Here is a 25,794-nt window from a genome sequence, read left to right on the forward strand (position 1 = left end):
CACGATCAGTTATTCTTTAAAACAACGCCTCCTTGCGGTTGAATGGTCAACTGAAACTTGCCATCAGATTTTACATTATACTGCCGTAACTGTGGTTGCAATTGTTTGTCATCACTATAGAAAGAAACTGATTTTCCGGCAAACATCGGTAAATCCAGTTTCAGTTTCAAGGGTTCTTTAGTAGCGTTCACAGCAGCCAGATACCAACTATCACCATGACGACGGGCCAGCACTACATATTTCCCGGGATAACCATCAACAAAACGACTCTCATCCCACTCAGTAGGAACTTCTTTCATAAAGTCAATGCAGACCGGGGAAACATCTGTCAGATTATTAGGAGTCAAAGCAAAGTTCTGAACCGGATTTTGGAATAAAACAGCAGTCGCTAACTGAAATACATCTGTAGTCCGGCGTGTTGTTCCCCCGTTATTTCCCTTATTCAATCGTCTGTTGAAGAAACAGCCGCCAAATTCCATAGAACCGACCGAATTACGTATAAAGGGGTGTAAACAAGCATTGAAAGCCTCTTCATCACAGAAATGCTGATTGAAAATCATATTCTCCGAAGCCAGCACCGCTTCACTGCCTACATAATTGGGATACATCCGTTCCCAGCCACGCGGCAAAGTACAACCGTGGAAGATAACCATCAGCCCATGATCACCGGCATCACTCAATATAGCTTCGTACAAACGCATTGTCTCCTGCTTGTCACCGCCGAAGAAATCGACCTTAATACCTTTTACTCCTTGACTTTGCAACCATTTCATTTCGCGCTTACGGGCAATAGGGTTATCCATCAAATTCGTAGGCCCTTGTTCGATATCATTCCAATAGCCGCTGGAACTATACCACAAAAACATATCCACCTTCTTACTCTGTGCATATTTAATAAGTTGCCCCATACGCTCATAACCGATATTCGTATTCCACCAATTATCTATCAGTACATATTCGTAACCCATAGTTGCAGCCAGATCGATATAGCGCACCTGATCATCATAGTTAATACTACCATCCTGCCAGATTATCCAACTCCATGTTCCCCGTCCCATACGATATTGGTGTTCCGTTTCATACAGCGGTTCGACTACATCCCACGGGACAGTCGTTTCCACAATAGGCTTCAATGTTTCCCCCACAGTAATAGTACGCCAAGGAGTAGAACCGGGTAAAGAGAAAGCCGGTTCTACCGTTCCATTACCATTGTTCTCTTCAGGCATAGGAAAGGTAACTGTATAAAGACTTCCCTCTGTGACATCGCTCAGACGTGAACCGCAATAGCGGCTGTCCACTCCCGTCTCACTGACAAGCACCCAACCATTTTCCCCGATTTTAAACAAACAAGGGAACGTATATCCATGTCCATATTGTGAACGCACATCCATCGGGATATCTGCCTTGTACTCTTCTTCGTAACTAGGTTTCGTCCGTTTCCAGCCAATCATAGGATCACTCTGCGGACTAAGAAAGGTGGTTGTTCCGGCAGGAAAACGGAATCCCGTTTCTTCGCTATTCACTACAACACTTCCTGTCTCTCCCTGACGAGGCAATGTGTACCGGAAAGCTACATCATTGTTGCTCACCCGAAACGTTACATTCACTTTCTGGCCTTTATCATTAACGAAATAACAAACCAATTCATTAGCACAATAGTGTATGCGGGAAGCTTTTATGCGCGACTGAGTATAAACGGTATCAATCTGCTTCTCCTGATGTCCGGTCAACTTCATTCCTTTGGCAAAACTACCTAAATTCGTTTCCAACCCCAACGGGGAAGATTCGAGCATCTGCTTTCCGTTATAAACAAGAGAGTAGGATGCCTTGCCTTCTTCCGGACACGAAACCGTGACCTGCAACTTACCATCGGGTCCGTTAACAACCACATTCTGCGCAGCCAGCGACGAAACAACTGTCGTCAACATAAAAGCGAAACCTTTTAGTCTATTCTTCATCATATCAAATATTTAATAGTCAATATAGGCAGGCGGATATTTTCCGCCTGCCATATTTATAAAAGCAATCTAAAACAACTGAAAACCTTTTAAGATTCATGATTTGAAATCACAACCCATATGCATATATCTCTGCCAAAGAAGTATTGAGATCTCTGTTACTTTGTGTAATCTGTACCTTGAAATAACGGCCTTGTACCGGAGTCTCCAAAGTAAAGTTCTGAGTAGCATGAATTTTCTGCATAGTGAACGTTCCGACTTCTGTCCAGTTTACCTTATCATCACTCACATAGAAGACTCCTGCACCCGCATCCATATAACTATCATGTTGTCTTTGTACCAGACCAAACTGAGTAAATGTATATGTCTCTTTGGTATCAATAATCAACTCATGAGGTAAAGCATGGGTACCACTCTGCCAGGACGAATGCCAGTAAGTCGAAAGATCGCCGTCCAATGCACATGAAGGCACACCATTTCCGGAACCTTCACCACTCGGTTCTTGTGTATTGGCCTCTATCGTCCAACTCGTACGATCTAACAGCGGACCAAGAATACGAATAGTCAAAGGATACACATCATTGGTTGAAGAGATACCAAATATAGAAACCGATTCAATACGGATAGGTAACATATAATCACCCGGTTCCAACTGATCAGTGTTTATCGTGACAGCCAATTCCGTATTCGTAGTACCGGGAGAAAGAGTCATCTGATCCTGGAAAGAATAACTGCCATCCGGCAAAGCCTGAAATATAGTCTTATTCTTTGTATTATAAGCTGTGCGATATGCATCGTCTACAGCAAACTCACAGTTTATCTCCCAGCTATTTTCCGTATCAAGCCCCAAAGCGACTTTTTCGGTAATAGCAGAACCATAACTATACTCCTTCACAGATACAGCCGAACTTTCAAATCCAAAAGACGGGGTGATGACTCCGGTTATTTGCAGAAACAGCTCATTCTTCTCACTATTTACAGAGTCATTTTCACTTACAACCTGCAAAGGCAATACCCATACCGCATCCGGATTGGCTGTTATCATAGACTTAATATTCTCCGGGTCCAATGACACCGTAACCGGTTTATAACGGTCGGTAGCCGAAAAATCCAGATGGGTCGACTCTATCGAATAACAGTCTGTACCTATCAATTTATAGTTTACAGCCTCAGGATCACTATACTCGTTGTCAAGTTCTTCCTGCGTCAACACATAAATGTCTGCGCTGGCAGTCAGACTGGGTTCACTTCCCGATTTGAATATTGAAAAAGTGTATGCATAGCTCTCACCCGTATCATACAAAGTCACTTCCTGTTTACCACTATTATTCACATACAATATCTTATGATACTGTTCCGGGACCAAGCTGTCCAGATCATATTTTGATTCATCGCAGGCACCCAATAAAAGCAGGCTTCCCGCCAACAATAATGTATTTCTTATTTTCATAATGCATTGTTTTTAGATGATTAATAACCGGGTGCCTGCACCATCTGCGGATTACTGTAAAGTTCATCCATATCACTTCTCGACCATACCGGAAGCAGATACAACCGATCGTCCCATTTAAAAGGCTGGTCAATCTGAGTTGGTGTGTTGAATTCCTCGAAATTCGGGTTTAGAGCTAGTCCGTTCAAACCATAGCGGAGTCCTGCTTTAAGCATTTGTGGAGCAATTGCCCAACGACGTAAGTCATAATAGCGGTGTCCTTCTTCGTACAACTCAATAAAGCGTTCATTGCGTACCCATTCCGTTATATTCATATCTGTCAGGTCAGCTGTTTCCAGGTCTCTGACTCCGGCACGTTTGCGGATTACGTTCAGATTCTCAATAGCATTCGGTGTATCGTCCAATGCTGCGTAACATTCTGCCAGATTCAGATAAAGTTCCGCCATACGGATAAACGGACGTCTTGAAGGAGTATGGCTACGGGTTCCACTTGCACTGAAACGTATATTCGGATCAATAAACTTCTTCGACAAATAACCGGTACCTGCTATATTGCGTGAATCGGAAGAACGCCATCCATTGGTATTGGTGTTTTTGAAATTCAGCCAAAGTGGATTACCATTATTGATTTTCTTTGCATACTCGCAACCATCAAAAGCAATCCATGCATAGAAACGAGCTTCACGCTTGGCATTCAGTTTGATGATATCATTCTTCACATCTTCACTATCCAGCCCGTTAGTTGCGAGTTCGGGACTCGAAGTTCCTTCATAAAAACGGGTATACCATTCTGACTTCGGATAAAAATCACTGTCCTGTTCCGGAAGTTCTCCATTCTCTGTATAAAAGTGTTGCACAGCGTACAAGGTAGGTGCCAGACCTGCCCAACCGCCTGCCCAACTTCCATCACTTTTCTTCACTACACGGTTCGGCAAACGAGAGTCGGTAGCTTCTCCACCATTATTCACATCTGAGTCAATACGCTGTCCCCAGATAATTTCTTTGTTATTGTCCCCTTCATTGGCAGTAATCAGATACTGGAACATACGGACACGCTCTTTGAATTCCTCATTTTCCGGTGTGTCTTCTTCCTTACCCGGAATAAAAGGTAATTCCACTCCGTCACGTTCCGCTTTCTTGTTAGCTGTATCAATATCGAACAAGTCATGACCAGCTGCTTTGGCAGCTGTCAGAGCTTCCTGGCACGCAGTCAATGCACGGTTCCATTTTTCACGGTCGTAAGAGTTGCTGACCAGTTCTTTGCCATAATCCGGTGTTTCATAATTCTCATTCTGCCAGTCCGGCTTAAAGAAAGAACCATTCCATAGCGGAGAAGCGGCATACAGCAGTACACGAGCTTTAAGACATTTACAAATGGTAGAAGTAGCACGACCGAGGTCTTCCGTCGCTCTCGTAGCCGGAAGAACATTGGCTGCATCATCCAGTTTACCTACAATGTAATCCACGCAGTAGTCAAAATGTGAACGTCCGGGAATCTGATCGTTTGTTATATTCGGATCCACTTTCTCTGTAATGAGCGGACACGGTCCAAAAGCCTGCAACACACGAAAATGGTAGTATGCTTCCAGAAAATAACATTCAGCTTTGTATTGTGCCTTGTCATCTTCGGTTACTCCAGTAGGCTGTAGCTCATCTATCAGACTCAGGAAATGGTGCACATAACCCAGCCAATTGTAACTGGGCGTCCAGATATTCATGTCATCACCGCCCCAACTGTTGTAATAAGAAGGTGAGATTGTTCCCCACGCTACTTGTTGTTGATAATCATCCCACATCTTAGGTGATATAAGTTCATCAGCAGATTGTTCGAATGCTTTAAATTCGAACGGATGTACACGGGGAATATAGCCGTAACAAGTAAACAGGAAATTCAGCGTAGCAGCTTCATCTTTCATGGTATCATCAAAGTCAGCTTGTGCAGGCGGAATGACGTCCAGATAATTACAAGAAGTCAACAGGCAGCAAGAGATCAGCAAGGTCCGTGATATTTGGATTATTTTTTGTATTAGTTTCATACTTCTTTTCTGTTATAAGTTAAACTGTGCTTTTAGAAAGTAAATTGAACGCCTAAGTTAAAGGTTCGTTGCAAAGGATAAGCATTCCAAGAAAGTTCCGGGTCCCATAACTTGAACGGACTAAACACCGCCAGGTTGTCACCGCTAAAGTAAACACGGCAATATGGAAAACGATAACCTACTTCCAGACTCTTAAAACGCAAGAAATTTCCATTGCGCATCCAGTAAGAACTAGGCTGAGTATTATTGGAAGTATCGGCACTGGTTATACCCAAACGAGGATAAGCCGCATTCGGATTCGGGTTATCTACCGACCAATGATCATCAGCAATCCATTGCATCAGGTTGCGTTCCAGACTTTCAGTAGTCATACCATCGCCACCGCCGGAAAGGAAAGGAGCATATCCGCTGTTGATCATGATCTTGCGTTTTGCTGAACCATTGAAGAATACACCCAAATCAAACTTCTTATAGGTTAGATTCAAGCCGAAACCATATTGAATACGGGGAACACTATTATAGGGAGACAGCATCACCTGATCTTCCGTTGTAATGGCTCCGTCGCCATTGATATCACGATACTTAATATCGCCTGGCATAATGTTGGCTCCCAGTTGTGACTGATCCGGCCAGTTAGCTATTTCTTCCTCGCTGGTAAATAATCCTTCAGCTACATAACCGGTCAGGGTATTCAATGGCTTCCCTGTTTTAGTCTGCCATACATAAGGATACTCCGGCTCATCAACATACTTATATTCATTCTGATTATAAGTAAAGTTACCACGGAAATCTACAATCCAATCTTTGCCAAACCGCTTATTCCAGTTCACGCTCAATTCGACACCACGGTTGATTACCTCACCAATATTACTCCAAGGCAGAGATCCCCAGTATCCTAACATATTCGGCCAAGATGAACGTGCCATCAAAATACGGTCACGATGATCGCGGAAATAATCAAAAGTAATATTCAACTGATTGAACAGAGACATATCAAAACCGACATCAAACTTCTTCACATGCTCCCAACCTGCATTTTCAACAGCTAATACATAGAAAGCAGGACCTTTTCTGTTAATTTCATTGGAAGGAAGACCGGTCCAGAAACTGTGTCCCGCACCAATACTGATATTATTTTGATACAAGAAGTGCGGAGCACTGCCGTTAAACTCATCACTACCGACCAAACCATAAGAAGCTCTAAGTTTTAAGTGGTCGACATACTTACTCATCGGTTCCCAGAACTTCTCAGAACTTACTACCCAACCAACGGAAGCAGCAGGGAAAAATTCAAAACGTTCACCGGATGCCAAACGTTCAGAACCGTTATAGCCAAAGTTAAATTCAAATAAATAGCGGCTAGAGTAATCGTAAGTCAAACGCCCTGAGTAACCTTGATTACGGTTAGGTAATACACTACTACGATATTCACGCATCATATACATAAGCATCGCAGTCAGATTATGATCACCAAAGCTACGCTTCCAGTCAGCACGAAAATCAAAGTAGAAGGTTTGATCGGCACTTTTACTGATATCCGACTGGCTAACATAGTCCGATCCTGTCTGTAATGTCTGAAGTTCATACTGATTCGTTCCAAAATCATAAGACCCATCTTTCACTTTATAATAATAAGGTGTAATGGAACGGTTATAAGTAGATTCCGACCAGTTTTTAAAGTTAACTAATGCTTTCACGCTCAATCCTTTGGTAAGAAAACTCAAATCCTGAGTAATATTCAGTGAGGTATTCAGCGTATTATAGTTGCCTTCTTTAAAAGAACTCATCATATATGCGTACGGGTTCTGTCCGTAAACACCGGATTTTATTTCTGCATTACCGAAGCGTATATGCTCATCACCATCTTCACTGGGGAAATAAGCAGGAAATGCTACAGGATTAGCCTGCATGACGATCTTATATAAATCGGAGGTAGAATAATTAGGCCCTTTTTTGTTACCAATCTGTGCCATCATACGCAAGTCAACGGTCGTCGTATTAGTCAACTTATACGATATGTTGTTCTGAAAATTATATTCCCAGTTGTTTATATTAGGGCTATAGTAATAATCAGGAGCATCTAACAGTCCGGTATCGTGATTTGCCTGCAAACTCATATAGTAAGTCACACGTGATCCCCCTCCCTGCACATTTACATTGGCACGCTGGTTGAAATTGCCTTCTCTGAAAATAAGGTCATACCAGTCGACATCCGGATATACATAAGGATTTACCCCATTTGCAGTATTGGTGATTTGCTCTTCCGTATACTTCGGAGAAGTAATCTGCGTTGCACTTCTGGCTTGGGCAGCTTCATTATAGGTCTGCATATAAGTTGCTCCATCAGCAAATTTCACCCGATTCATCGGGCGAAAATAAGAAGCTTCCAAAGACACATTTACAGTCGCTTTTGTGTTTTCAGTACCACTTTTGGTAGTTACCAACATAACACCATTAGCTCCACGATTACCATAAATAGCTGTAGCAGAGGCATCTTTCAGTAAAGAAAAACTTTCAATAGATTCTGCCGGAATTCGATTCAGGTCATTAGAAGAGATTTCTACCCCATCCAACAAAATCAACGGTGTAGAACGTCCGCCGAAAGTATTGATACCGCGAATATAAAAATCAGAAGTAGAACCCGGTTCACCGCTATTAGTAACAGAAACGATACCCGATAACTTTCCGGCAAGTGAACTGGTCAGTGAAGAAGATGGTAGTTTCAGTGTAGTACCCTTGACTGTAGCGATAGAACCTGTTACAGACACCTTTTTCTGAGTACCGGCGCCGATAACTACCACTTCATCCAACATCTCATTATCAGATTCCATTTTAACAGTCATCACCCCCAAGTCTCCTACCATTAACGTCTGTGTCTTATAACCGATATAAGAGATTTCCAGTTGCGTCTGGCTCGTTACCCCGATAGAGAATTTACCATCCAAATCGGTAATAGTACCTTCTCCCGTTCCTTTCACCTTAACATTGACTCCAATCAGCGCATCTCCAGTACTTGCATCTATTACAGTACCAATCAAAGTACGCTTTCCTACAGTCTTTTCCTTTGCAGCTGCACGATTAACAGTGTTCGCCTGTTGTGCATTTCCCGACAAACAAAATAGCAGACATAATGCCACTAACAACTTTTGTTTAGAGTTACAACATAAACTTTTCATCATAGTATTAATTGTTAATATAGAAATTCAGAAAACTCAAGTTCGCAGTGAAACCAAACAGTATTTCTTCTGTTTTACTGCACAAATATAGACCAATAACATAGAGATAACAGACAAAAATCATGCAGAGAGGCTATGTAAATCATGCAATGCACGATTTACATAGCCAAAATAAAATATTTATTTCTATTTTTGGAATTGAATATAAAACAAATAAACACAAATCATGAAACGATACATCATTCTTGTGATTTTGCTTCTGACATCCTCCTGTTGGTTGATGGCTCAACCCTATATTATCAAGCGATTAGGTATAGAGCAGGGACTCTCCAATAATTATGTAGTCGGCATTACACAAGACAAGCAAGGTTTCCTATGGTTTGCCACAGAAGAAGGGCTGAACAAGTTTGATGGTACCCGTTTTATTACCTATTATAAGAATGATCCGTCCAACAATACCCAAAGTATCACCGGTAATGAACTAAACCAAGTATATGCTGATCCGAAACGTCCTATTATCTGGATTGCCACCCAGCGTGACGGGCTTAACGCTTACAACTATCATTCACAAACCTTCACTGCCTATCAGAACGATCCGCAGAATCCAAACAGCCTGATAACGAATGATGTTACTGACATCGTCTCAGCCCAAAACACAGATGGTTTATGGATTTGTACCTATTATAGAGGTATAGAATATCTTGATATCGCTACAGGTAAGTTCACACACTATAACAAAAAAACTGTCCCTACATTAGAAAGTGAACAGACCTGGACAGTACTTGACGGAGGAGATGAAAATCTCTATATCGGTCATGTCAACAGCGGTTTCAGCATCCTTTCATTAAAAGACCGAAGTACAAAAAACTTCCGTCATGATCCCAATGATCCTAACAGTCTGCCGGGAGATGAAGTAAGTACCATCTTAAAAGACAGTTATGGAAATATATGGCTGGGGACAGATGGAGGGTTGGCTCTTTACAACTCAACTACCCAAAGCTTTGTCACTTTCAAGCAAAATCGGAACGACAAATATGGTACACTTTCCACCCGTATTTTCTGCATCAAACAACTAAAGAATAATAAACTTTGGATTGCCTCCGAGCTAAGCGGTATCACAATACTGGATTTAAAACAAAGCCAGTTCCTGTCACCCGAGCAAATCACCTTTGAGTTTCTCCGGGAAGGAGACGACAGCCGCAGCCTTTCCAATGCCAGCGTACGCTATATCTATCAGGACTCTTTTGACAACGTATGGCTCGGAACATGGGGAGGAGGAATCAACTTCATCAGCAGTGAACCTGCTTTGTTCACAACGATCGATTATTCTCCTATTCCCACCAACAGCAACAGTTTGAATAACAAGATTGTAAGCAGTATATGTACAGATCAACAAGGACGTCTATGGATTGGTACAGATGGCGGAGGAATCAATGTTTTTGAAAACAACAAGCGTGTAGCCATCTACAAAAAAGAAACAGGAGAACTGCTGTCCAATTCCGTACAGACTGCTTTCCGGGATTCTAAAGGAAATTTATGGTTTGGAACCTTTCTGGGAAGTGTCAGCTTCTATAATTCCCAAACAAAGACATTCCGCTCAATCACTCCAATGGGCAGAACCAATTTAGATGTACGTGCTTTCTGCGAAGACAATCATCATCGTATCTGGATAGGATGTAGTGAAGGCATATACATTTACGATCCGGAAAAGATGGAAGTGATACAGCATTATCATTCCGGCAACAGCGAATTACACGGTAATCTGATCCGTACAATTGAACAAGATGAGAAAGGACGTTTCTGGATCGGAACATTCGGTGATGGAATGGGAGTATATAGTCCGGACTTTCACCTAATCAAGCATTATATACAAAGAGAAGGATTTTGCTCCAACACCGTCAATCAAATATACAAGGATAAGGAGAAAAGGATGTGGGTGGCTACCGGTGACGGGCTGGTATGTTTCCGTTCACCGGAAGATACGGATTACAAAACCTATCAGCGTAAAGACGGTTTTGCCAACACCTTCATTCAGGCAATTACCGAAGACCAGCAAGGAAATATCTGGTTCAGTACCAACAAGGGGATCGGATGTTACGTGACAAAGAAAAAACGGTTCTATCACTATGGACACTCTGACGATGTTCCTGCCGGAAACTTTATGAGAGGTAGTGTAGCAAAAAACACCGATGGCTCCATTTATTTCGGATCTATCAACGGACTCTGCTGCTTTGCTCCCAATATTGCGATGAGCAATTTCAAGATACCACCTGTCATCATTACCGAGATGAGAATATTTGAAAGATTGGGGAATCAAAAAAACAGCGAAGTATTTGTTTCACTATCCGATAAACAGGAAGTAGAGTTGACACATGAGCAGAACACATTCAGTCTGACATTCAATGTACAAAACTATTCTTTTGTGAATCAGATGGATTATACCTATATGCTGAAAGGACTTGAGAATTCCTGGTATACCGTTAATGAGAACAACAGCGTAACCTTCCGAAATATTCCACCCGGCAAATATGAGTTCCTTATCAAAGCACGCATACACAATCAGGAGTGGCCGGAAGAAGCCACTTCCCTTATCATCCGGGTCAATCCCCCTATTTGGCTGACATGGTGGGCAAAGCTTATCTATATCCTGACATCTATCAGCATCATTTATCTCATTCTACATGCTTACAAAAAGAAAATAGATTTGGAAAGCCTCTATACACTGGAAAAGAAAAATCATGAGCAGGAACAAGAACTGAACCAGGAACGCCTGCGTTTTTACACCAATATCACACATGAGTTGCGTACACCTCTCACACTGATTCTCGGTCCTCTGGAGGATATGCAAAAAGATACATCTCTGCCGACAAAACAAATACAAAAACTTTCTGTCATTCATCAGAGTGCCCTTCGTTTACTCAATCTGATCAACCAAATTCTGGAATTCAGGAAAACGGAAACGCAGAACAAGAAGCTATGTATCTGTAAAGGTAATCTCACCCCGCTCATTTATGAAATAGGACTTAAATACAAAGAACTGAATCAAAAGCCTAAGATTGATTTCCAGATTCAAACAGAAAAAGAAGAGATACTGCTTTTCTTTGATAAAGAAATCATTACCATTATATTGGACAACCTGATATCCAATGCCCTCAAATACACAGAGCAGGGACGTGTAACTCTTAGTTTGTATCAAACTATAAGAAATGAAGTTTCCTATACAGAGATAAAGGTCAGTGATACAGGATACGGTATTTCAGCGAAAGCCCTACCGCATATTTTCGACCGTTACTATCAGGAAAGCGGCAAACATCAGGCATCAGGTACCGGCATCGGACTGTCATTAGTCAGAAATCTTGTCGAACTGCATGAAGGTGATATACGTGTAGAGAGTACACTGAATGAAGGAAGTACTTTCTATATCAGTTTACTGACGGATAACACCTATCCGAATGCCTTACATGCCGACTCCACAGAAATGACTCCAAAACCGGAATATCAGGAAACAATCACGGATGATTCTCAAACAGCAACAACAGAGAACAGCAAACCTATCCTGCTAATTGTTGAGGATAATGAAGAAATACAGAATTATATCGCCGAATCCTTTTCCGACTCTTTTGAAGTGATCGCAGGAAGCAATGGTGAAGAAGGAAAAGAGCAGGCACTCAACCGCATTCCCGATATTATAGTCAGTGATATCATGATGCCGGTGATGGACGGTATCACACTATGCCGGCACTTAAAAGAAGATGTACGTACCAGTCATATTCCCGTCATCCTGCTGACTGCCAAAGACTCACTACAAGATAAAGAAGAGGGATATCAGGTCGGAGCAGATTCCTATCTGACCAAACCCTTCAGTGCTTCTCTACTGCGTAGCCGCATCAACAATCTGCTCGATTCGAGAAAGAAATTGATCGCTCAATTCCAACAGTCCGGAACAACTCATGCCTCCAGCGTCCATTTGGACGAGAAACATTCCATCATCACTGAAGCTCTCAGCAAGCTGGACAATGAATTCATTGAGAAAATTACACAATTGGTTGAAGACAACCTCTCATCAGAGAAGATTGATATCACCTATTTATCTGACAAAATGTGTATGAGCGGTTCTACACTCTACCGAAAAATGAAAGCACTAACCGGACTTTCCACAAACGAATATATCCGTAAAGTAAAAATGCAGAATGCGGAACGTTTGCTCCTCGAAGGAAAATATAATATTTCAGAAATAGCCTATAAAGTAGGGATGAATAGTACAGGCTATTTCCGTCAATGTTTTAAAGATGAATTTGGTGTTTCTCCTTCGGATTATCTGAAGTTGATAAAACAGGAATAAAGAAACAAAGTCAGTCAATAAGCCGTTAAGTCCAGAAAGTGTTCGAGGTGTGTTTTGCCCTGTTATCGGGCTTTTAAACTATCTTCCCAACTCCTCAAGCATCGTTCTGAACAATGATCTGCTGTCTTTCAGCGGCATATCCGTCGCCAAGTCCCAGCTCATCATCCCTTTCAGCTGCTGTTCCATCGCATAGCGCGTTTTAGTACGGATATGATCCTGCCCGTCAAAAACATATACTTCTCCCTTATAGGTCACTTCATTCTGTGCAGGCGTGGTAATCAATCCATCCTGTACAAAGCTGAAATATGCTTCCGTTTTCTTCGAGCCATTTTTCGTCACTCCATAAAAGGGAACGCCGGCCATCAGTTTCTCTTTGGGAATGCCGTAAGCCAGTACCATCTGTATATCCGAAGCATATTTCTCCATAGGAAAACGGACCGGAGAAGGGCCATAACATTGCAGAGAGATAAAATCAACGGCAGCTATCGCTTCTTTACTGATTTTATAGGAAACAGGATGCAAAGACACACTGAAAAGATACTTGTCTCCCAACACTTCTCTCATTTTCAGGATAGCCAGACTGTAATCCTTATACTCCTTCTCAGTCTCTGCCCACTCAAAATCCAGGTCGATGCCGTCCAGTTTATTTTCTCCCAATACCTTCTTTATATTTTTTGCAAATGTTGTCCGGGCAGCCTCATCCGCTACCATTGCTTTCCATTCGCCACCGGCGGCACCCAACCGAAGTTTCGCTTTCGTCCCCTTCACATCGGCACGGACCGACTTTATCAGTTCTTCCCAGGTCGTCACTCCTTTTTCCTGAAAAACACGGGGATTCTCAAAAGAAAGAGAACCGTCTTTATGGGGACGGACATTCAAAAAGATCAAGTCATCGCTTGCCCTCAAACTTTCAGCAGCAATACGACCACGGTTATAAAAATTACCCCGTACATAGGAGCTGACAAAATAGTCTTGTTGCGCATACAACGATAATCCTACTAACAAAAAAAGAAAGAATACAATTTTTCTCGGTACTAGCATAATGATTGATAATTAATCGGTTCAGGTCGCAAAAATACGCATACCTCACCCAAACAGATGTTCAAAAATCACTATTATACTTCCAAAAATCAACAGATAGTTTATCCTTAGAATATGAAAAACAGAACATCCCCCCAAAAATGCCAGGAAAAACAAAATAAAGTATGTTTCTTTGCAGCCAAAATCACCATCTTCTACTATATTAAGAAAAGAGAACCTATGAATAAAAATCAACGTATAGAAAACGGGTAGCAGATACTAAGATCAGTATCCGAAGGCGATTCGCAGGCTTTTCGTACGTTGTATATGCACTATTACGACAGGTTGTTCAACTTCGCCATGCTGTTTCCACACGTAGCTATGGTATACGACCAGACTAAATGTCATTTTTACGCCAACGGCAAGAAGGTGCAGGATGTAGATGCTACCGGTGTACCCGCCGATATGACTTCCATCATCTTCTTCAATGCCAACACGAAGAACGAACATATGATGGGACAGGTACGCTTATGGAACAAAGCACTGACGCAAGCGGAAATTCAGAGTAACATGGGAGGCCCCGTAGCTGTCAGCTCCAACCTTTACCGGTTATTGGAAGATGGACGAAGGTGAAGGGGATGTGGTACACGACAGCTCCGGCAATGGCAATGACGCTACCGTGGTGACCGGAAAAATCATTGAATGGAGACCTGAGCAATGCTTCACCAAAACGAAGAGCAACAACTAACGGTTGGTTAGCCCAAGGGCGATATATACTGGACAACCAACATTTTTTGTAGGGAAAACAGTATAATGTAAATCACATTCACTATCTTTAGGCGTGAATTAAGTAGTCCCGCGAATTTATTTGTAATTCGTTCTGTCTGCTTGATTCGCGTCTAAAACTTTAATAACACATCGTTTATATAACATACCCCCTTCATATGAAATCAGCTATCCGATACTCTTTTATATCCCGATATCTGCCGCTGGCGTTCACGCCCCTCGCCATCGGGTGCCAGTCGAAAACAGCCGGCGAAGTGCCGCCTCCCAATGTCTTATTTATTCTGACGGATGACATGCAGGCCACCTCCATACACGCCCTGGGCAACCGCCCTGCAAGCCAACGGATACAACACCGGACTGGTCGGCAAATGGCATATCCAGTCGCAACCGCAAGGGTTTGACTATTACTCTATCTTCTTCGACCAGGGCGAATACCGCGATCCTACATTCATCGAGAGCACCGATCCCTGGCCGGGCAACCGGCGTTTCGGCGAACGGGTGCCGGGCTTCTCTACCGATCTGGTGACAGAAAAAGCCATCAAGTGGATCAAACAGCAGGACGGCAAGCAGCCTTTCATGATGTGCTGCCACTTCAAGGCGACCCACGAGCCTTACGATTATCCGATACGCATGGAGCACCTCTACGACGGAGTCACCTTCCCCGAACCGGAAAACCTTCTCGACTGGGGGCCGGAAACCAACGGGCGTTCTTTCGTCGGCCAGACACTCGAAGAACTGGAACGCCGCTGGCGCATTGCCTCGCAAGACCCCGACAAATGGTGGTGCCGTTATCCCGGACTGCCATTCAGCACCGAAGGCATGCAACGGACCGCTGCCAGAAAAGCCGCATACCAGAAGTTTATCCGCGACTACATGCGTTGCGGAGCCACTGTCGACGACAATATCGGCAAGTTGCTGAAAACATTGGACGAAATGGGCATCGCAGATAACACCATTGTTGTCTACGTTTCCGACCAAGAAATCTACTATCGCTACTGGACTAACCACGCGATTCGTCCGGCACACTTCGCCATCCGGTCAGACCGTTACAAACTCATCTTCTACTATGCCCGCAATCTGGATATGACGGACACGGAAAACTTCGACTTCACTCCGTCATGGGATTTCTACGACTTGCAAAATGATCCGCACGAGAATCACAACGCATACAATGATCCTAAATATGCACCTGTCATCAAGCAGATGAAAAAGGACATGCTGAACCTTCGCAAAGAAGTAGGAGATACGGATGAAAAGTACCCGGAAATGCAGGAATTATTAGAGAAATACTATTATAAATAGGGAACAACAAGGCCGGTCAGCCCAAGCAAATAGTTCCAAATTCAGTTCCAACCGTTGAAACAGCGTGTTTCATGCCTTGGAACAAAGTGTTTCAAGCAATGAAACAAACTGTTTCAAGTAATGAAACAAAGTGTTTCAAGCGGTGGAACAAAGTGTTTCAAGCGCTTGAAACTTTTTGAAACACCTGTCGATAGAGCTGAATGAACCGCACCATCCGGTCAGGTTGACCGGATCTGTTGCTCCAATTCACCTGTTCTTTCAGAAGGCTTGAACCATTTATCGGCTAATAATGTATGACGTCTCAGCTATTAACGTCTGATTTATCAGTTATTAACAGCCGGGACGTCAATCATTAATAGTTGACACATCAAGTATTAACACACTAGAGATCAACAAATAACATCAGGAAAACAATATACTACAGAACAAAAACAAAGTGAGAGCAAACGCTTGCCCTCATACTTGCCACCACAGTTGCTACCATCACTGCAACTCCGATGAATAAAGGGATACAGGCAGACTGTGAGAGCATGAGAGCAAAACTCATATTTAAACTCGTTGAGAAGAAATCAATCTACCCGTATTTCATCTACAAATAAGAAAGGGGGTTCGCCTTCGCCGGAATGTCCTTTGGGCAATCCCTTAAAAGGTTCTACGAGCACTTTTACATATCTCGCAGATTTTTTATTGAATGAGAGTCTGTTCAACTCACTTCGTTTCTCGCCCATGGCATCTGTGGGTGCCTGATAAGTTTGCCGGGATACCCGTTTGTAGCTCTTTCCATCCGAAGAGAGAAATATGGAAATAGCCTGCGGTCCCATAATCCATGCACTCAAATCGGTCAATGCCGAAACCTCTACGGAAGAAATGCGCTGCAAAGAGCCAAGGTCAATCACTGCAACCATATCAGAAGTATAATATCCTACCCATAAACCCGTGTTATGAAAGTTGACACTCCAGTCCAGCTCCATCATCACATCTCCATAAAGACAATTATGTGCGGGTTTATGCTAAAACATAAATGGAAGAAAGAACCTAAAAATCACAAAAAAACGATTATCTTTGTCCCTGAAGACAATAATTCACATGATAGAACTCATGTCCAAAGACTCACTTTGCATACAACAGAAAGATTGCGCAGGATGTCCTAAAGCAACAGAAGGTATTCTTATCCACAGACATATGCTCAGGGGTCAGCATATTCCGAAAGATAAGTGTACGCAAAATTGTATGCTCTTTATCATAAAAGGTGAATTATTGGTCAACAGCGACGAGTATCCCGGAACTACCCTGCACGACAAGCAATTCATCCTGCAAGCCATCGGCTCGAAGCACGAAGCACTGGCACTTACAGATACCGAATACATTGTCTTCTGGTTCAACGAACTGCCGCTGCTTTGCGAAGACCGCTACCGCGAAATCATCGACCAGGCGGAAGCTCCGCTGGCCTATACCCCTCTGGTGATGGACCACCGACTGCTCAACCTCGTCACCGATATGGCGGCTTATCTTGACGAGCCTGTTCCTCCCTGCAACAAATTCATCAACCTGAAATGTCAGGAACTGGTTTACTTAATAACCAATTACTATCCCCTGCCCCAGCTGAAATCGTTCTTCCACCCGATCAGCTCCTACACGGAAAGTTTCCATTACTTTGTCATGCAGAACTACACCAAAGTGAAGAACGTGGAAGAATTTGCACATCTGGGCGGATATACCACTACCACTTTCCGCCGCCTCTTCAGAAACTTCTACGGCATTCCGGTGTACGAATGGATACTGGAGAAAAAACGGGAAGGCATCCTGGAAGACCTCCAGCACTCTAAATTACGAATTACGGAGATCTGCAACCGGTACGGTTTCGACTCCCTCTCCCACCTTGCACACTTCTGCAAAGATTCTTTCGGAGACACTCCGCGCGCCTTACGCAAGAAAGCGGCCAATGGCGAAAAAATCGGAAAGATCACCGATTAAGGAATTATTTCTTTAATTCTTTGGTCAATCAATCTATTTCCCCTATTTTTGCAGTCTGTAAGAGGTGTAAAACGTCGAAATTTTAGTTCTAACAATTAAATAATTTAAATTCAATCATTTATGTGGTTAAGTAATTCATCTGTAGGAAGGAAAGTGGTGATGAGCGTTACCGGTATCGCCCTTGTCCTGTTTCTAACATTTCACATGGCGATGAACTTGGTTGCAATCATCTCGGCTGATGGTTACAACATGATTTGTGAGTTTTTGGGAGCAAACTGGTATGCGCTGGTAGCTACCGCAGCACTGGCTGCTCTTTTCATCATTCACATCATCTACGCGTTCTGGCTGACAATGCAGAATCGCACAGCGCGCGGCAGCGAACGCTATGCGGTGGTTGACAAACCGAAAACTGTAGAGTGGGCTTCTCAAAACATGTTGGTGTTGGGCCTTATCGTTATCGTAGGTCTCGGTTTGCACCTCTTCAACTTCTGGGCAAAAATGCAGTTGCCTGAACTGATGCACAATCTGGACATGCATGCTGACACACTGACGCTGGCTTATGCAGCAAACGGTGCCTATCACATCCAGCAGACATTCTCTTGTCCGGTTTATGTAGTGCTCTACCTCATTTGGCTGTTTGCTTTGTGGTTCCACCTGACTCACGGCTTCTGGAGCTCCATGCAATCACTGGGATGGAACAACAAAGTATGGATCAATCGTTGGAAATGTATTTCTAACATCTACTCTACGATTGTAGTACTCGGTTTCGCACTGGTAGTAGTGGTATTCTTCGTGAAATCACTTCTTTGTGGCGGTGCTTGCTAAATAGTAAATTGTAAATGATTAAATTGTAAATAATATTATGATCAAGATAGATTCAAAAATTCCAGAAGGCCCGGTGGCTGAGAAATGGACCAACTATAAAGCTCACCAGAAATTGGTGAACCCCGCTAATAAACGCCGTTTGGATATCATCGTTGTGGGTACGGGTCTGGCAGGTGCTTCTGCTGCTGCATCCCTCGGTGAAATGGGTTTCAGAGTATTCAACTTCTGTATTCAGGACTCTCCGCGCCGTGCACACTCTATCGCTGCACAGGGTGGTATCAATGCTGCTAAAAACTATCAGAATGATGGTGACTCTGTTTACCGTCTGTTCTACGATACAGTAAAAGGTGGTGACTACCGTGCACGCGAAGCTAACGTATACCGTCTGGCTGAAGTATCCAACGCTATCATCGACCAATGTGTAGCTCAGGGTGTTCCTTTTGCACGCGAATACGGTGGTACACTGGACAACCGTTCTTTCGGTGGCGCACAGGTATCACGTACATTCTACGCTAAAGGCCAGACCGGCCAGCAGCTGTTGCTGGGTGCTTACTCTGCACTGAGCCGCCAGGTAAACGTAGGTACAGTGAAACTGTTCACCCGTTACGAAATGCAGGACGTTGTTATCATCGACGGACGTGCCCGCGGTATCATTGCCAAAAACTTAATCACAGGTGAACTGGAACGTTTCGCCGCTCACGCCGTAGTAATCGCTACCGGTGGTTACGGTAACGCTTACTTCCTGTCTACCAACGCTATGGGTTGTAACTGTACAGCTGCTATCTCTTGCTACCGCAAGGGTGCTGTATTCGCCAACCCCGCATATGTTCAGATTCACCCGACTTGTATCCCGGTACACGGTGACAAGCAGTCCAAACTGACTCTGATGTCTGAATCTCTGCGTAACGACGGTCGTATCTGGGTTCCGAAAAAGAAAGAAGATGCCATCAAATTACAGAAAGGCGAAATCAAAGGAAGCGATATTCCTGAAGAAGACCGCGACTACTACTTGGAACGCCGTTATCCGGCATTCGGTAACCTGGTTCCGCGTGACGTTGCCAGCCGTGCAGCTAAAGAACGTTGCGACGCAGGCTTCGGTGTAAACAACACAGGTCTGGCTGTATTCCTCGATTTCTCTGAAGCTATCAACCGTCTGGGTATCGATGTAGTTCTCCAGCGTTATGGCAACCTCTTCGATATGTATGAAGAAATCACTGACGTTAATCCGGGTGAACTGGCCAAAGAAATCAGTGGTGTGAAATATTATAATCCGATGATGATTTATCCGGCTATCCACTACACAATGGGTGGTATCTGGGTAGACTACGAATTGCAGACTACTATCAAGGGTCTGTTCGCTATCGGTGAATGTAACTTCTCTGACCACGGTGCAAACCGCCTCGGTGCTTCTGCATTGATGCAAGGTCTGGCAGACGGTTACTTCGTATTGCCTTACACAATCCAGAATTATCTGGCAGATCAGATTACTGTTCCTCGTTTCTCTACCGATCTTCCTGAATTTGCTGAAGCAGAAAAAGCTGTTCAAGCCAAGATCGACAAGTTCATGAGCATCCAGGGTAATGAATCAGTTGATTCTATCCACAAGAAACTGGGTCACATCATGTGGGAATATGTAGGTATGGGACGTACGGCAGAAGGCTTGAAGAAAGGTATCGCCGAACTGAAAGCAGTCCGCAAGGAATTCGAAACAAATCTGTTTATCCCCGGTTCTAAAGAAGGTATGAACGTAGAGCTCGACAAGGCTATCCGTCTGTACGACTTCATCACTATGGGTGAGCTTGTTGCTTACGATGCATTGAACCGTAACGAAAGTTGTGGTGGTCACTTCCGTGAAGAATACCAGACTGAAGAAGGAGAAGCAAAACGTGATGACGAAAACTTCTTCTACGTAGCATGCTGGGAATATCAGGGTGACGATGAAAAAGCCCCTGTATTGATCAAAGAACCGCTGGTATACGAAGCTATCAAGGTTCAGACCCGTAACTACAAGAGCTAATCGGTGAAGTTAAACATTTAAAAGAATTAGACGAAAATGGATAAAAATATATCATTTACACTGAAGGTATGGCGTCAAGCAGGCCCGAAGGCTAAAGGCGCTTTTGAAACCTACCAAATGAAAGATATTCCCGGTGATACTTCCTTCCTCGAAATGCTGGATATTCTGAACGAACAGCTAATCAGCGAAAGAAAAGAACCGGTTGTATTCGACCACGACTGCCGCGAAGGTATCTGCGGTATGTGTTCTCTTTACATCAACGGACATCCGCACGGTCCTGCAACAGGTGCTACTACCTGCCAGATTTATATGCGTCGTTTCAACGATGGTGACACCATCACTGTTGAGCCTTGGCGTTCGGCTGGTTTCCCTGTAATCAAAGACTTGATGGTAGACCGTACTGCTTATGACAAGATCATGCAGGCAGGTGGTTACGTAAGCGTTCGTACAGGTGCTCCGCAGGATGCCAACGCAATCCTGATTCCGAAGCCAATCGCTGACGAAGCTATGGATGCCGCTTCTTGTATCGGTTGTGGTGCTTGTGTAGCTGCATGTAAGAATGGTTCTGCCATGTTGTTCGTTTCTGCAAAGGTTAGCCAGTTGAACTTGCTTCCGCAAGGTAAACCGGAAGCTTTGCGCCGTGCAAAGGCTATGTTGTCCAAGATGGACGAACTGGGCTTCGGTAACTGTACCAACACTCGCGCTTGCGAGGCTGAATGTCCGAAGAATATCTCTATCAGCAACATCGCCCGCCTGAACCGCGACTTTATCATCGCCAAGCTGAAAGACTAAGCGTGAGCTTGATTTGATTAATAGCATAAATCCCCCGCCGGCATTGCCGGTGGGGGATTTTCTTTTTGCAGGCAGATGCTGATGGATTGTGTATGGATGTTATCCGTTGTTCATCCTTTCCAATCCTCCGGTTTCATCCTTATCAGAAGTAGACAAAAGGTTTCAACTCATTTCCTTGTTTATCAACCGGATAAAGAGCTCCTTCCTTTTCCAACTGAGCCGCCATCTCCTGAATCATCTCTCTGCATTTATCCGGATGCGTAGAAGAGAGTTCCTTTCTTTCTTCCGGATCATCTTTCAGGTTGTAAAGCAAAGCTTTGGGTTGCTTCGGAGTTTCAGGAGAATAGTAATAAATCAGTTTCCAATCGCCCAGACGGTAGGTAGTGAAGTAGCTGCCACGATGGGCATGAGGGAAATGCATCAGGAAAGATTCGGGACGTTTCCGGTCCGCCTTACCGCTCAGTTGCCTTTTCAGGTCGAACCCGTCTATCACATAGTTTTGGGGAACTTCACAGCCTGCCACAGACAAAACTGTCGGATAAATATCCATGATTGTACCTAGCTGCATCTGTATGCCTCCGGCCTCAATTGGCAAATGTTTTTGTACTGCACTCTTCTTTTCCGGTTTTGCCCAGCCCACTATAAAAGGAACCCGCATACCACCTTCAAACTCCGTACCTTTTTTCCCTCTCAAAGGAGCAGAAGAACCATATCCGCGTTCATCTCCCAGAGGAGCATCACCGCCATTATCTCCCAAAAAGAATATTAAAGTATTTTCGGCTATCCCCAGCTTCTCGAGCTGGTCCATCACGTCGCCCAAAGATTTATCCATTCCTTCTATCAAAGTAGCAAAGGCCTTTGCCTGGTCGCTCTTATCCGGATCAGTATACCGTGACAGGAAACGCTTATCTGCCTGAAAAGGTGAATGAACAGCATAATGAGCCATATTCAGGTAAAAAGGACGTTTCTCCTTCACAGCGGCAGCGATCTCCCGATTGGCTTCTACAGTCAGAGCTTCACTCAAAAAAGTGTCTGTACCATGATATTTCTCCAGGTCCGGAACCGCTCTTGCCTTTTCTCCTTTGATAGAGCCATATCCCCATTCGCCATAATAACTGCCGGGATGGCCTATACCGGAACCTGCGATATTTACATCAAACCCAATATTCAATGGATTTTCTCCTTCGCTTCCCATACAGCCGAAATGTGCCTTTCCTACATGAATCGTCTTATATCCGGCTTGTTGCAGGACTCTGGGCATAGTAGGCATATCCTTTCTGAGACCTTTCCAGTTCCATTCGGGTGGTCCGAAAGGAGTCCGGTTATTACTTTCAGCGTTAATCCAGTTAGTGACTCCATGCCGGGTCGCATTTTGTCCGGTCATGATCGAAGCTCTGGAAGGGGAACTTACACTTTGTGCATAAAAAGTAGAAAAGCAAATGCCTTGTTTGGCCAGTCTCTCCATATTCGGAGTATGGTACCAGTCATTTAGAGGGTGGCGTACCGGTTGCCCGCTCTCATCCGCCAGAAAAGGGACTGAAGTATCCATAAGTCCCATATCATCTACCAGAAAGACAATTATATTCGGACGTTCCTGAGCTACTCCGCAAACGGAATAAGCTAAGCCTCCTAATACACAGAATTCTTTAAAAGCTCGATTTGTTTTCATTACATGGTTTTTCATTTACACTCAGGTTATTGTATGTAGGTATAATAAATTCAAAAATCATTGAGATAAAAAACAAGATTCCTATTCCGCCTTAGTATGGCTTTATTTGAAGTGCACAACTCTGTAATAAAGATGTATTAGACTGGTTTTAAGGAAAATGGGTAGAAATATACGATAATAGCGCTATATGTGCAAAGAAAAAAAGAAACTTTGACATACTCTCTGAAAAATTACAGAATAGGCTTGTTACAGTTCCTGGCATACGGATACGGAGCAATTTTCCAAAAGCTCCTTTTTTACATCGGCTCACATCCAGCCGCAGCATATCGGTTCATGGAAATGAGAATATGTCAAAATTCTCATTTTAACGAAACCATCCCCGCCACAGACTGAACTGCAATCCTAAAGTTTTGTGTTCAACTTTTGGGGTGCAGTCCAGACAGTTGTAGCAAGGGTGGCTTTTAGTTTATGAGAGTTTGTACACTCACTTTCTTTTTATATGAACTCACTTAGTAATTTCAGCAATAGGGATCAGATGTTTTCCATGAGTTAATTTTCAGCATACATCTAATCAGAAATTATAATTCTCTGATCCAGATATTACGGAAACTAATCGGAGCACTCGGGTCCCCATGATCCTGCAATGCGATAGGACCATCGCCGTGCTGAACCACTTCCGGAAAACCGACATAGGGAGTTGTTCCCAAAATGGTCGTATTGTTCTGCAACAGTACTCCATTCTGCAAGACAGTGACACGTGGAGGTGTGCGGTAAGTACCGTCTTTTTTGAAAGTAGGAGCAGTATAAATTATATCGAATGTATTCCATACACCGGGTTTATTCATGGCATTGACCAAAGGAGGAGTCTGCTTATAGATACTTCCGGCCTGACCATTGACATACGTTTCGTTCTCGTAGTTGTCCAAGATCTGTATCTCATAGATACCTTGTAGAAATACTCCGCTATTACCTCTTGCCTGATTTGTACCTTCAATACCTTCCGGGATACACCATTCCAGATGTAACTGAAAATCATTGAATTTCTGTTTGGTACGGATATCACCTGTACCCTTCTTTACTGTGAATACTCCATCATGAACAGTCCATCCCGCAGCTTGTCCTTTAGAGTTTTCCCATTGAGACAGGTCTTTACCATCAAATAGGATAATAGCATCAGACGGTGCACCGATTGCTTCTGCCGGTGCTTTTCCCGGAGTAACGATGGGAGGCTGAGGTGTCCAATACTCTGACATGGCAGGGGTCATTGGCGCACGAGAGGGATATTCTTTCTGGGCAAAAGCCGATACTACAGCCAACATACCGATAGTAGTCAGCAAATTTCTTTTTGTCATGTAATACATAGGTTTCATATATCTATTTAGATATTTAATTATTATCCCGGATATTGGGACTTACAAATATACAACATTAAAAAACATATTGTTAATCTCTGAAGCAATTCTGTTATAATAAACCACCGGATGAGTATTCAATCTCTTTCGTATCAGATAGTTTGTTCTTATTCTCGTACTCGTTCTTTCGTAAATTGCGTGGAGAAGCTCCGAAAAACTTCTTGCAGAAGTTGGAGAAATGAGGCAGGGATTCAAAGCCATATTTATAACATATTTCAGATATACTATAGTTGGAATTATGCAAATCATCTAAAATACCTTCTTTACGCCGTGCCTGCATCCATTCGTATACCGGCTCATGAAATACACTGGTAAAAATACGGCGCAATGTGCTGAGTGTGTACCCACCCAGTTGGGCAAGCTCTTCCACTGTCTTTACTTTCTTATAGTTCTGAAACACAAAGCATTGAAAGCTATTGGTATATTTAGCGAGAGGGTGTACTAAGGTCGCAAGGTCATAATCGGAATAATAGTAACCCAAAACGAAAGCCAGTTCTTTGCGCTTTAATGACAGCAGTTCCCGGCAGATTTTATTATCTCTCAGATAAGCAATAGACCCACTTAATAGATATTGTAACTCAGGAATTATTTTTAAAGGGGAATAGATAAGCGGAGAAGGCACATCTTTCATGATATGGTTGAAACGAGAATCACAAAACATCTCCGGTTGAATGAAACCATAATAGATACATTCACAATCAGTCATAGCAAGCATCTCAAATTTTGAACCGATAGCCTGAAGGATAAATTCTCCTTCTTTGAGCATCGTACCCGCATACTCCTGACTATTGACTAACATCTCTCCCTTTATCAAAAAAAGGATGAAGTTCTCCTCACATTTCTGGGCAGGTTTATGAAAACCTCGCTGGTATATAATGTGAATAATTGTATTGCCTACGGCCTTCGGACAATCCTGACAATCCCAAGTGCCTTGACAGATAGATGCCATATATTGTTGTTGATGTTTGTATCTGTTTATGTTTCCAACAAAAATATATGAAATCTTTTATATAGCCATAAAAAAGGAAAAGAAAA

General features: G+C 43.2%; 15 protein-coding genes and 1 pseudogene. 7 read left to right on the forward strand and 9 right to left on the reverse strand.

Going from position 1 to position 25,794, the window contains the following annotated elements:
* Nucleotides 1-5: 5 nt before the first annotated feature.
* The 4 genes from K6V30_RS03980 to K6V30_RS03995 form a co-directional block, all read right to left on the reverse strand.
* Nucleotides 6-1,958, reverse strand: coding sequence for a glycoside hydrolase family 97 protein (locus tag K6V30_RS03980; protein WP_055269315.1), 1,953 nt, complete (start codon nucleotides 1,956-1,958; stop codon nucleotides 6-8).
* 109 nt (nucleotides 1,959-2,067) lie between these two features.
* Nucleotides 2,068-3,408, reverse strand: coding sequence for a BT_3987 domain-containing protein (locus K6V30_RS03985; RefSeq protein WP_055269255.1), 1,341 nt, complete (start codon nucleotides 3,406-3,408; stop codon nucleotides 2,068-2,070).
* Nucleotides 3,409-3,428: 20 nt separating this feature from the next.
* Complete coding sequence (locus K6V30_RS03990) at nucleotides 3,429-5,444, reverse strand: RagB/SusD family nutrient uptake outer membrane protein (RefSeq protein ID WP_055269256.1); 2,016 nt, start codon at nucleotides 5,442-5,444, stop codon at nucleotides 3,429-3,431.
* 32 nt (nucleotides 5,445-5,476) lie between these two features.
* On the reverse strand, nucleotides 5,477-8,623 hold the full coding sequence (locus K6V30_RS03995) for a SusC/RagA family TonB-linked outer membrane protein (protein ID WP_022301283.1): 3,147 nt from the start codon (nucleotides 8,621-8,623) through the stop codon (nucleotides 5,477-5,479).
* Between the two features lie 223 nt (nucleotides 8,624-8,846).
* On the opposite strand from K6V30_RS03995, the gene K6V30_RS04000 reads away from it, so the two are divergent.
* Entirely contained in the window at nucleotides 8,847-12,962 is a 4,116-nt protein-coding gene (locus tag K6V30_RS04000; RefSeq protein WP_055269257.1) for a hybrid sensor histidine kinase/response regulator transcription factor, read from the forward strand.
* 78 nt (nucleotides 12,963-13,040) lie between these two features.
* On the opposite strand, the gene K6V30_RS04005 is transcribed toward K6V30_RS04000, so the two are convergent.
* Nucleotides 13,041-14,003 carry a glycoside hydrolase family 18 protein gene (locus tag K6V30_RS04005; RefSeq protein ID WP_022301286.1) on the reverse strand — a complete coding sequence of 321 codons (963 nt, stop codon included), beginning with the start codon at nucleotides 14,001-14,003 and terminating at the stop codon, nucleotides 13,041-13,043.
* A gap of 306 nt (nucleotides 14,004-14,309) precedes the next feature.
* On the opposite strand from K6V30_RS04005, the gene K6V30_RS04010 reads away from it, so the two are divergent.
* Together K6V30_RS04010 and K6V30_RS04015 are read left to right on the forward strand one after the other, a co-directional pair.
* Nucleotides 14,310-14,615, forward strand: coding sequence for a LamG-like jellyroll fold domain-containing protein (locus K6V30_RS04010; protein WP_022301287.1), 306 nt, complete (start codon nucleotides 14,310-14,312; stop codon nucleotides 14,613-14,615).
* Nucleotides 14,616-15,089: 474 nt separating this feature from the next.
* A pseudogene (locus K6V30_RS04015) lies at nucleotides 15,090-16,070 on the forward strand (sulfatase-like hydrolase/transferase); the annotation flags it as partial.
* A 569-nt stretch (nucleotides 16,071-16,639) separates the two neighbouring features.
* Here K6V30_RS04015 and K6V30_RS04020 read toward each other — a convergent pair.
* Nucleotides 16,640-17,044, reverse strand: a complete 405-nt coding sequence (locus K6V30_RS04020) for a discoidin domain-containing protein (RefSeq protein WP_055269258.1) — start codon at nucleotides 17,042-17,044, stop codon at nucleotides 16,640-16,642.
* A 124-nt stretch (nucleotides 17,045-17,168) separates the two neighbouring features.
* Here K6V30_RS04020 and K6V30_RS04025 point away from each other — a divergent pair, with 124 nt between their 5' ends.
* The 4 genes from K6V30_RS04025 to K6V30_RS04040 all read left to right on the forward strand — a co-directional run bounded on the left by K6V30_RS04025 (nucleotide 17,169) and on the right by K6V30_RS04040 (nucleotide 21,678).
* Entirely contained in the window at nucleotides 17,169-18,044 is an 876-nt protein-coding gene (locus K6V30_RS04025) for a helix-turn-helix transcriptional regulator (RefSeq protein ID WP_029425127.1), read from the forward strand.
* A 120-nt stretch (nucleotides 18,045-18,164) separates the two neighbouring features.
* Nucleotides 18,165-18,869: a succinate dehydrogenase/fumarate reductase cytochrome b subunit gene (locus tag K6V30_RS04030; protein WP_010535835.1), complete on the forward strand. Its 705-nt coding sequence runs from the start codon at nucleotides 18,165-18,167 to the stop codon at nucleotides 18,867-18,869.
* Between the two features lie 37 nt (nucleotides 18,870-18,906).
* Nucleotides 18,907-20,886, forward strand: a complete 1,980-nt coding sequence (locus K6V30_RS04035) for a fumarate reductase/succinate dehydrogenase flavoprotein subunit (protein ID WP_010535836.1) — start codon at nucleotides 18,907-18,909, stop codon at nucleotides 20,884-20,886.
* A gap of 36 nt (nucleotides 20,887-20,922) precedes the next feature.
* Nucleotides 20,923-21,678 (forward strand): succinate dehydrogenase/fumarate reductase iron-sulfur subunit, encoded by a 756-nt coding sequence (locus K6V30_RS04040; protein ID WP_008761731.1) that lies wholly within the window; start codon nucleotides 20,923-20,925, stop codon nucleotides 21,676-21,678.
* 142 nt (nucleotides 21,679-21,820) lie between these two features.
* On the opposite strand, the gene K6V30_RS04045 is transcribed toward K6V30_RS04040, so the two are convergent.
* The 3 genes from K6V30_RS04045 to K6V30_RS04055 all read right to left on the reverse strand — a co-directional run bounded on the left by K6V30_RS04045 (nucleotide 21,821) and on the right by K6V30_RS04055 (nucleotide 25,708).
* The gene (locus K6V30_RS04045; protein WP_055269259.1) at nucleotides 21,821-23,347 is read right to left on the reverse strand and encodes a sulfatase; all 1,527 of its coding nucleotides are present in this window, start codon (nucleotides 23,345-23,347) and stop codon (nucleotides 21,821-21,823) included.
* Nucleotides 23,348-23,925: 578 nt separating this feature from the next.
* On the reverse strand, nucleotides 23,926-24,699 hold the full coding sequence (locus K6V30_RS04050) for a 3-keto-disaccharide hydrolase (protein ID WP_029425128.1): 774 nt from the start codon (nucleotides 24,697-24,699) through the stop codon (nucleotides 23,926-23,928).
* A gap of 112 nt (nucleotides 24,700-24,811) precedes the next feature.
* Nucleotides 24,812-25,708 carry a helix-turn-helix domain-containing protein gene (locus K6V30_RS04055; protein WP_055269260.1) on the reverse strand — a complete coding sequence of 299 codons (897 nt, stop codon included), beginning with the start codon at nucleotides 25,706-25,708 and terminating at the stop codon, nucleotides 24,812-24,814.
* Nucleotides 25,709-25,794 lie beyond the last annotated feature (86 nt).

Origin of the sequence: Bacteroides faecis (assembly GCF_020091505.1) — a bacterium.
GTDB classification, from domain to species: Bacteria; Bacteroidota; Bacteroidia; order Bacteroidales; family Bacteroidaceae; genus Bacteroides; species Bacteroides faecis.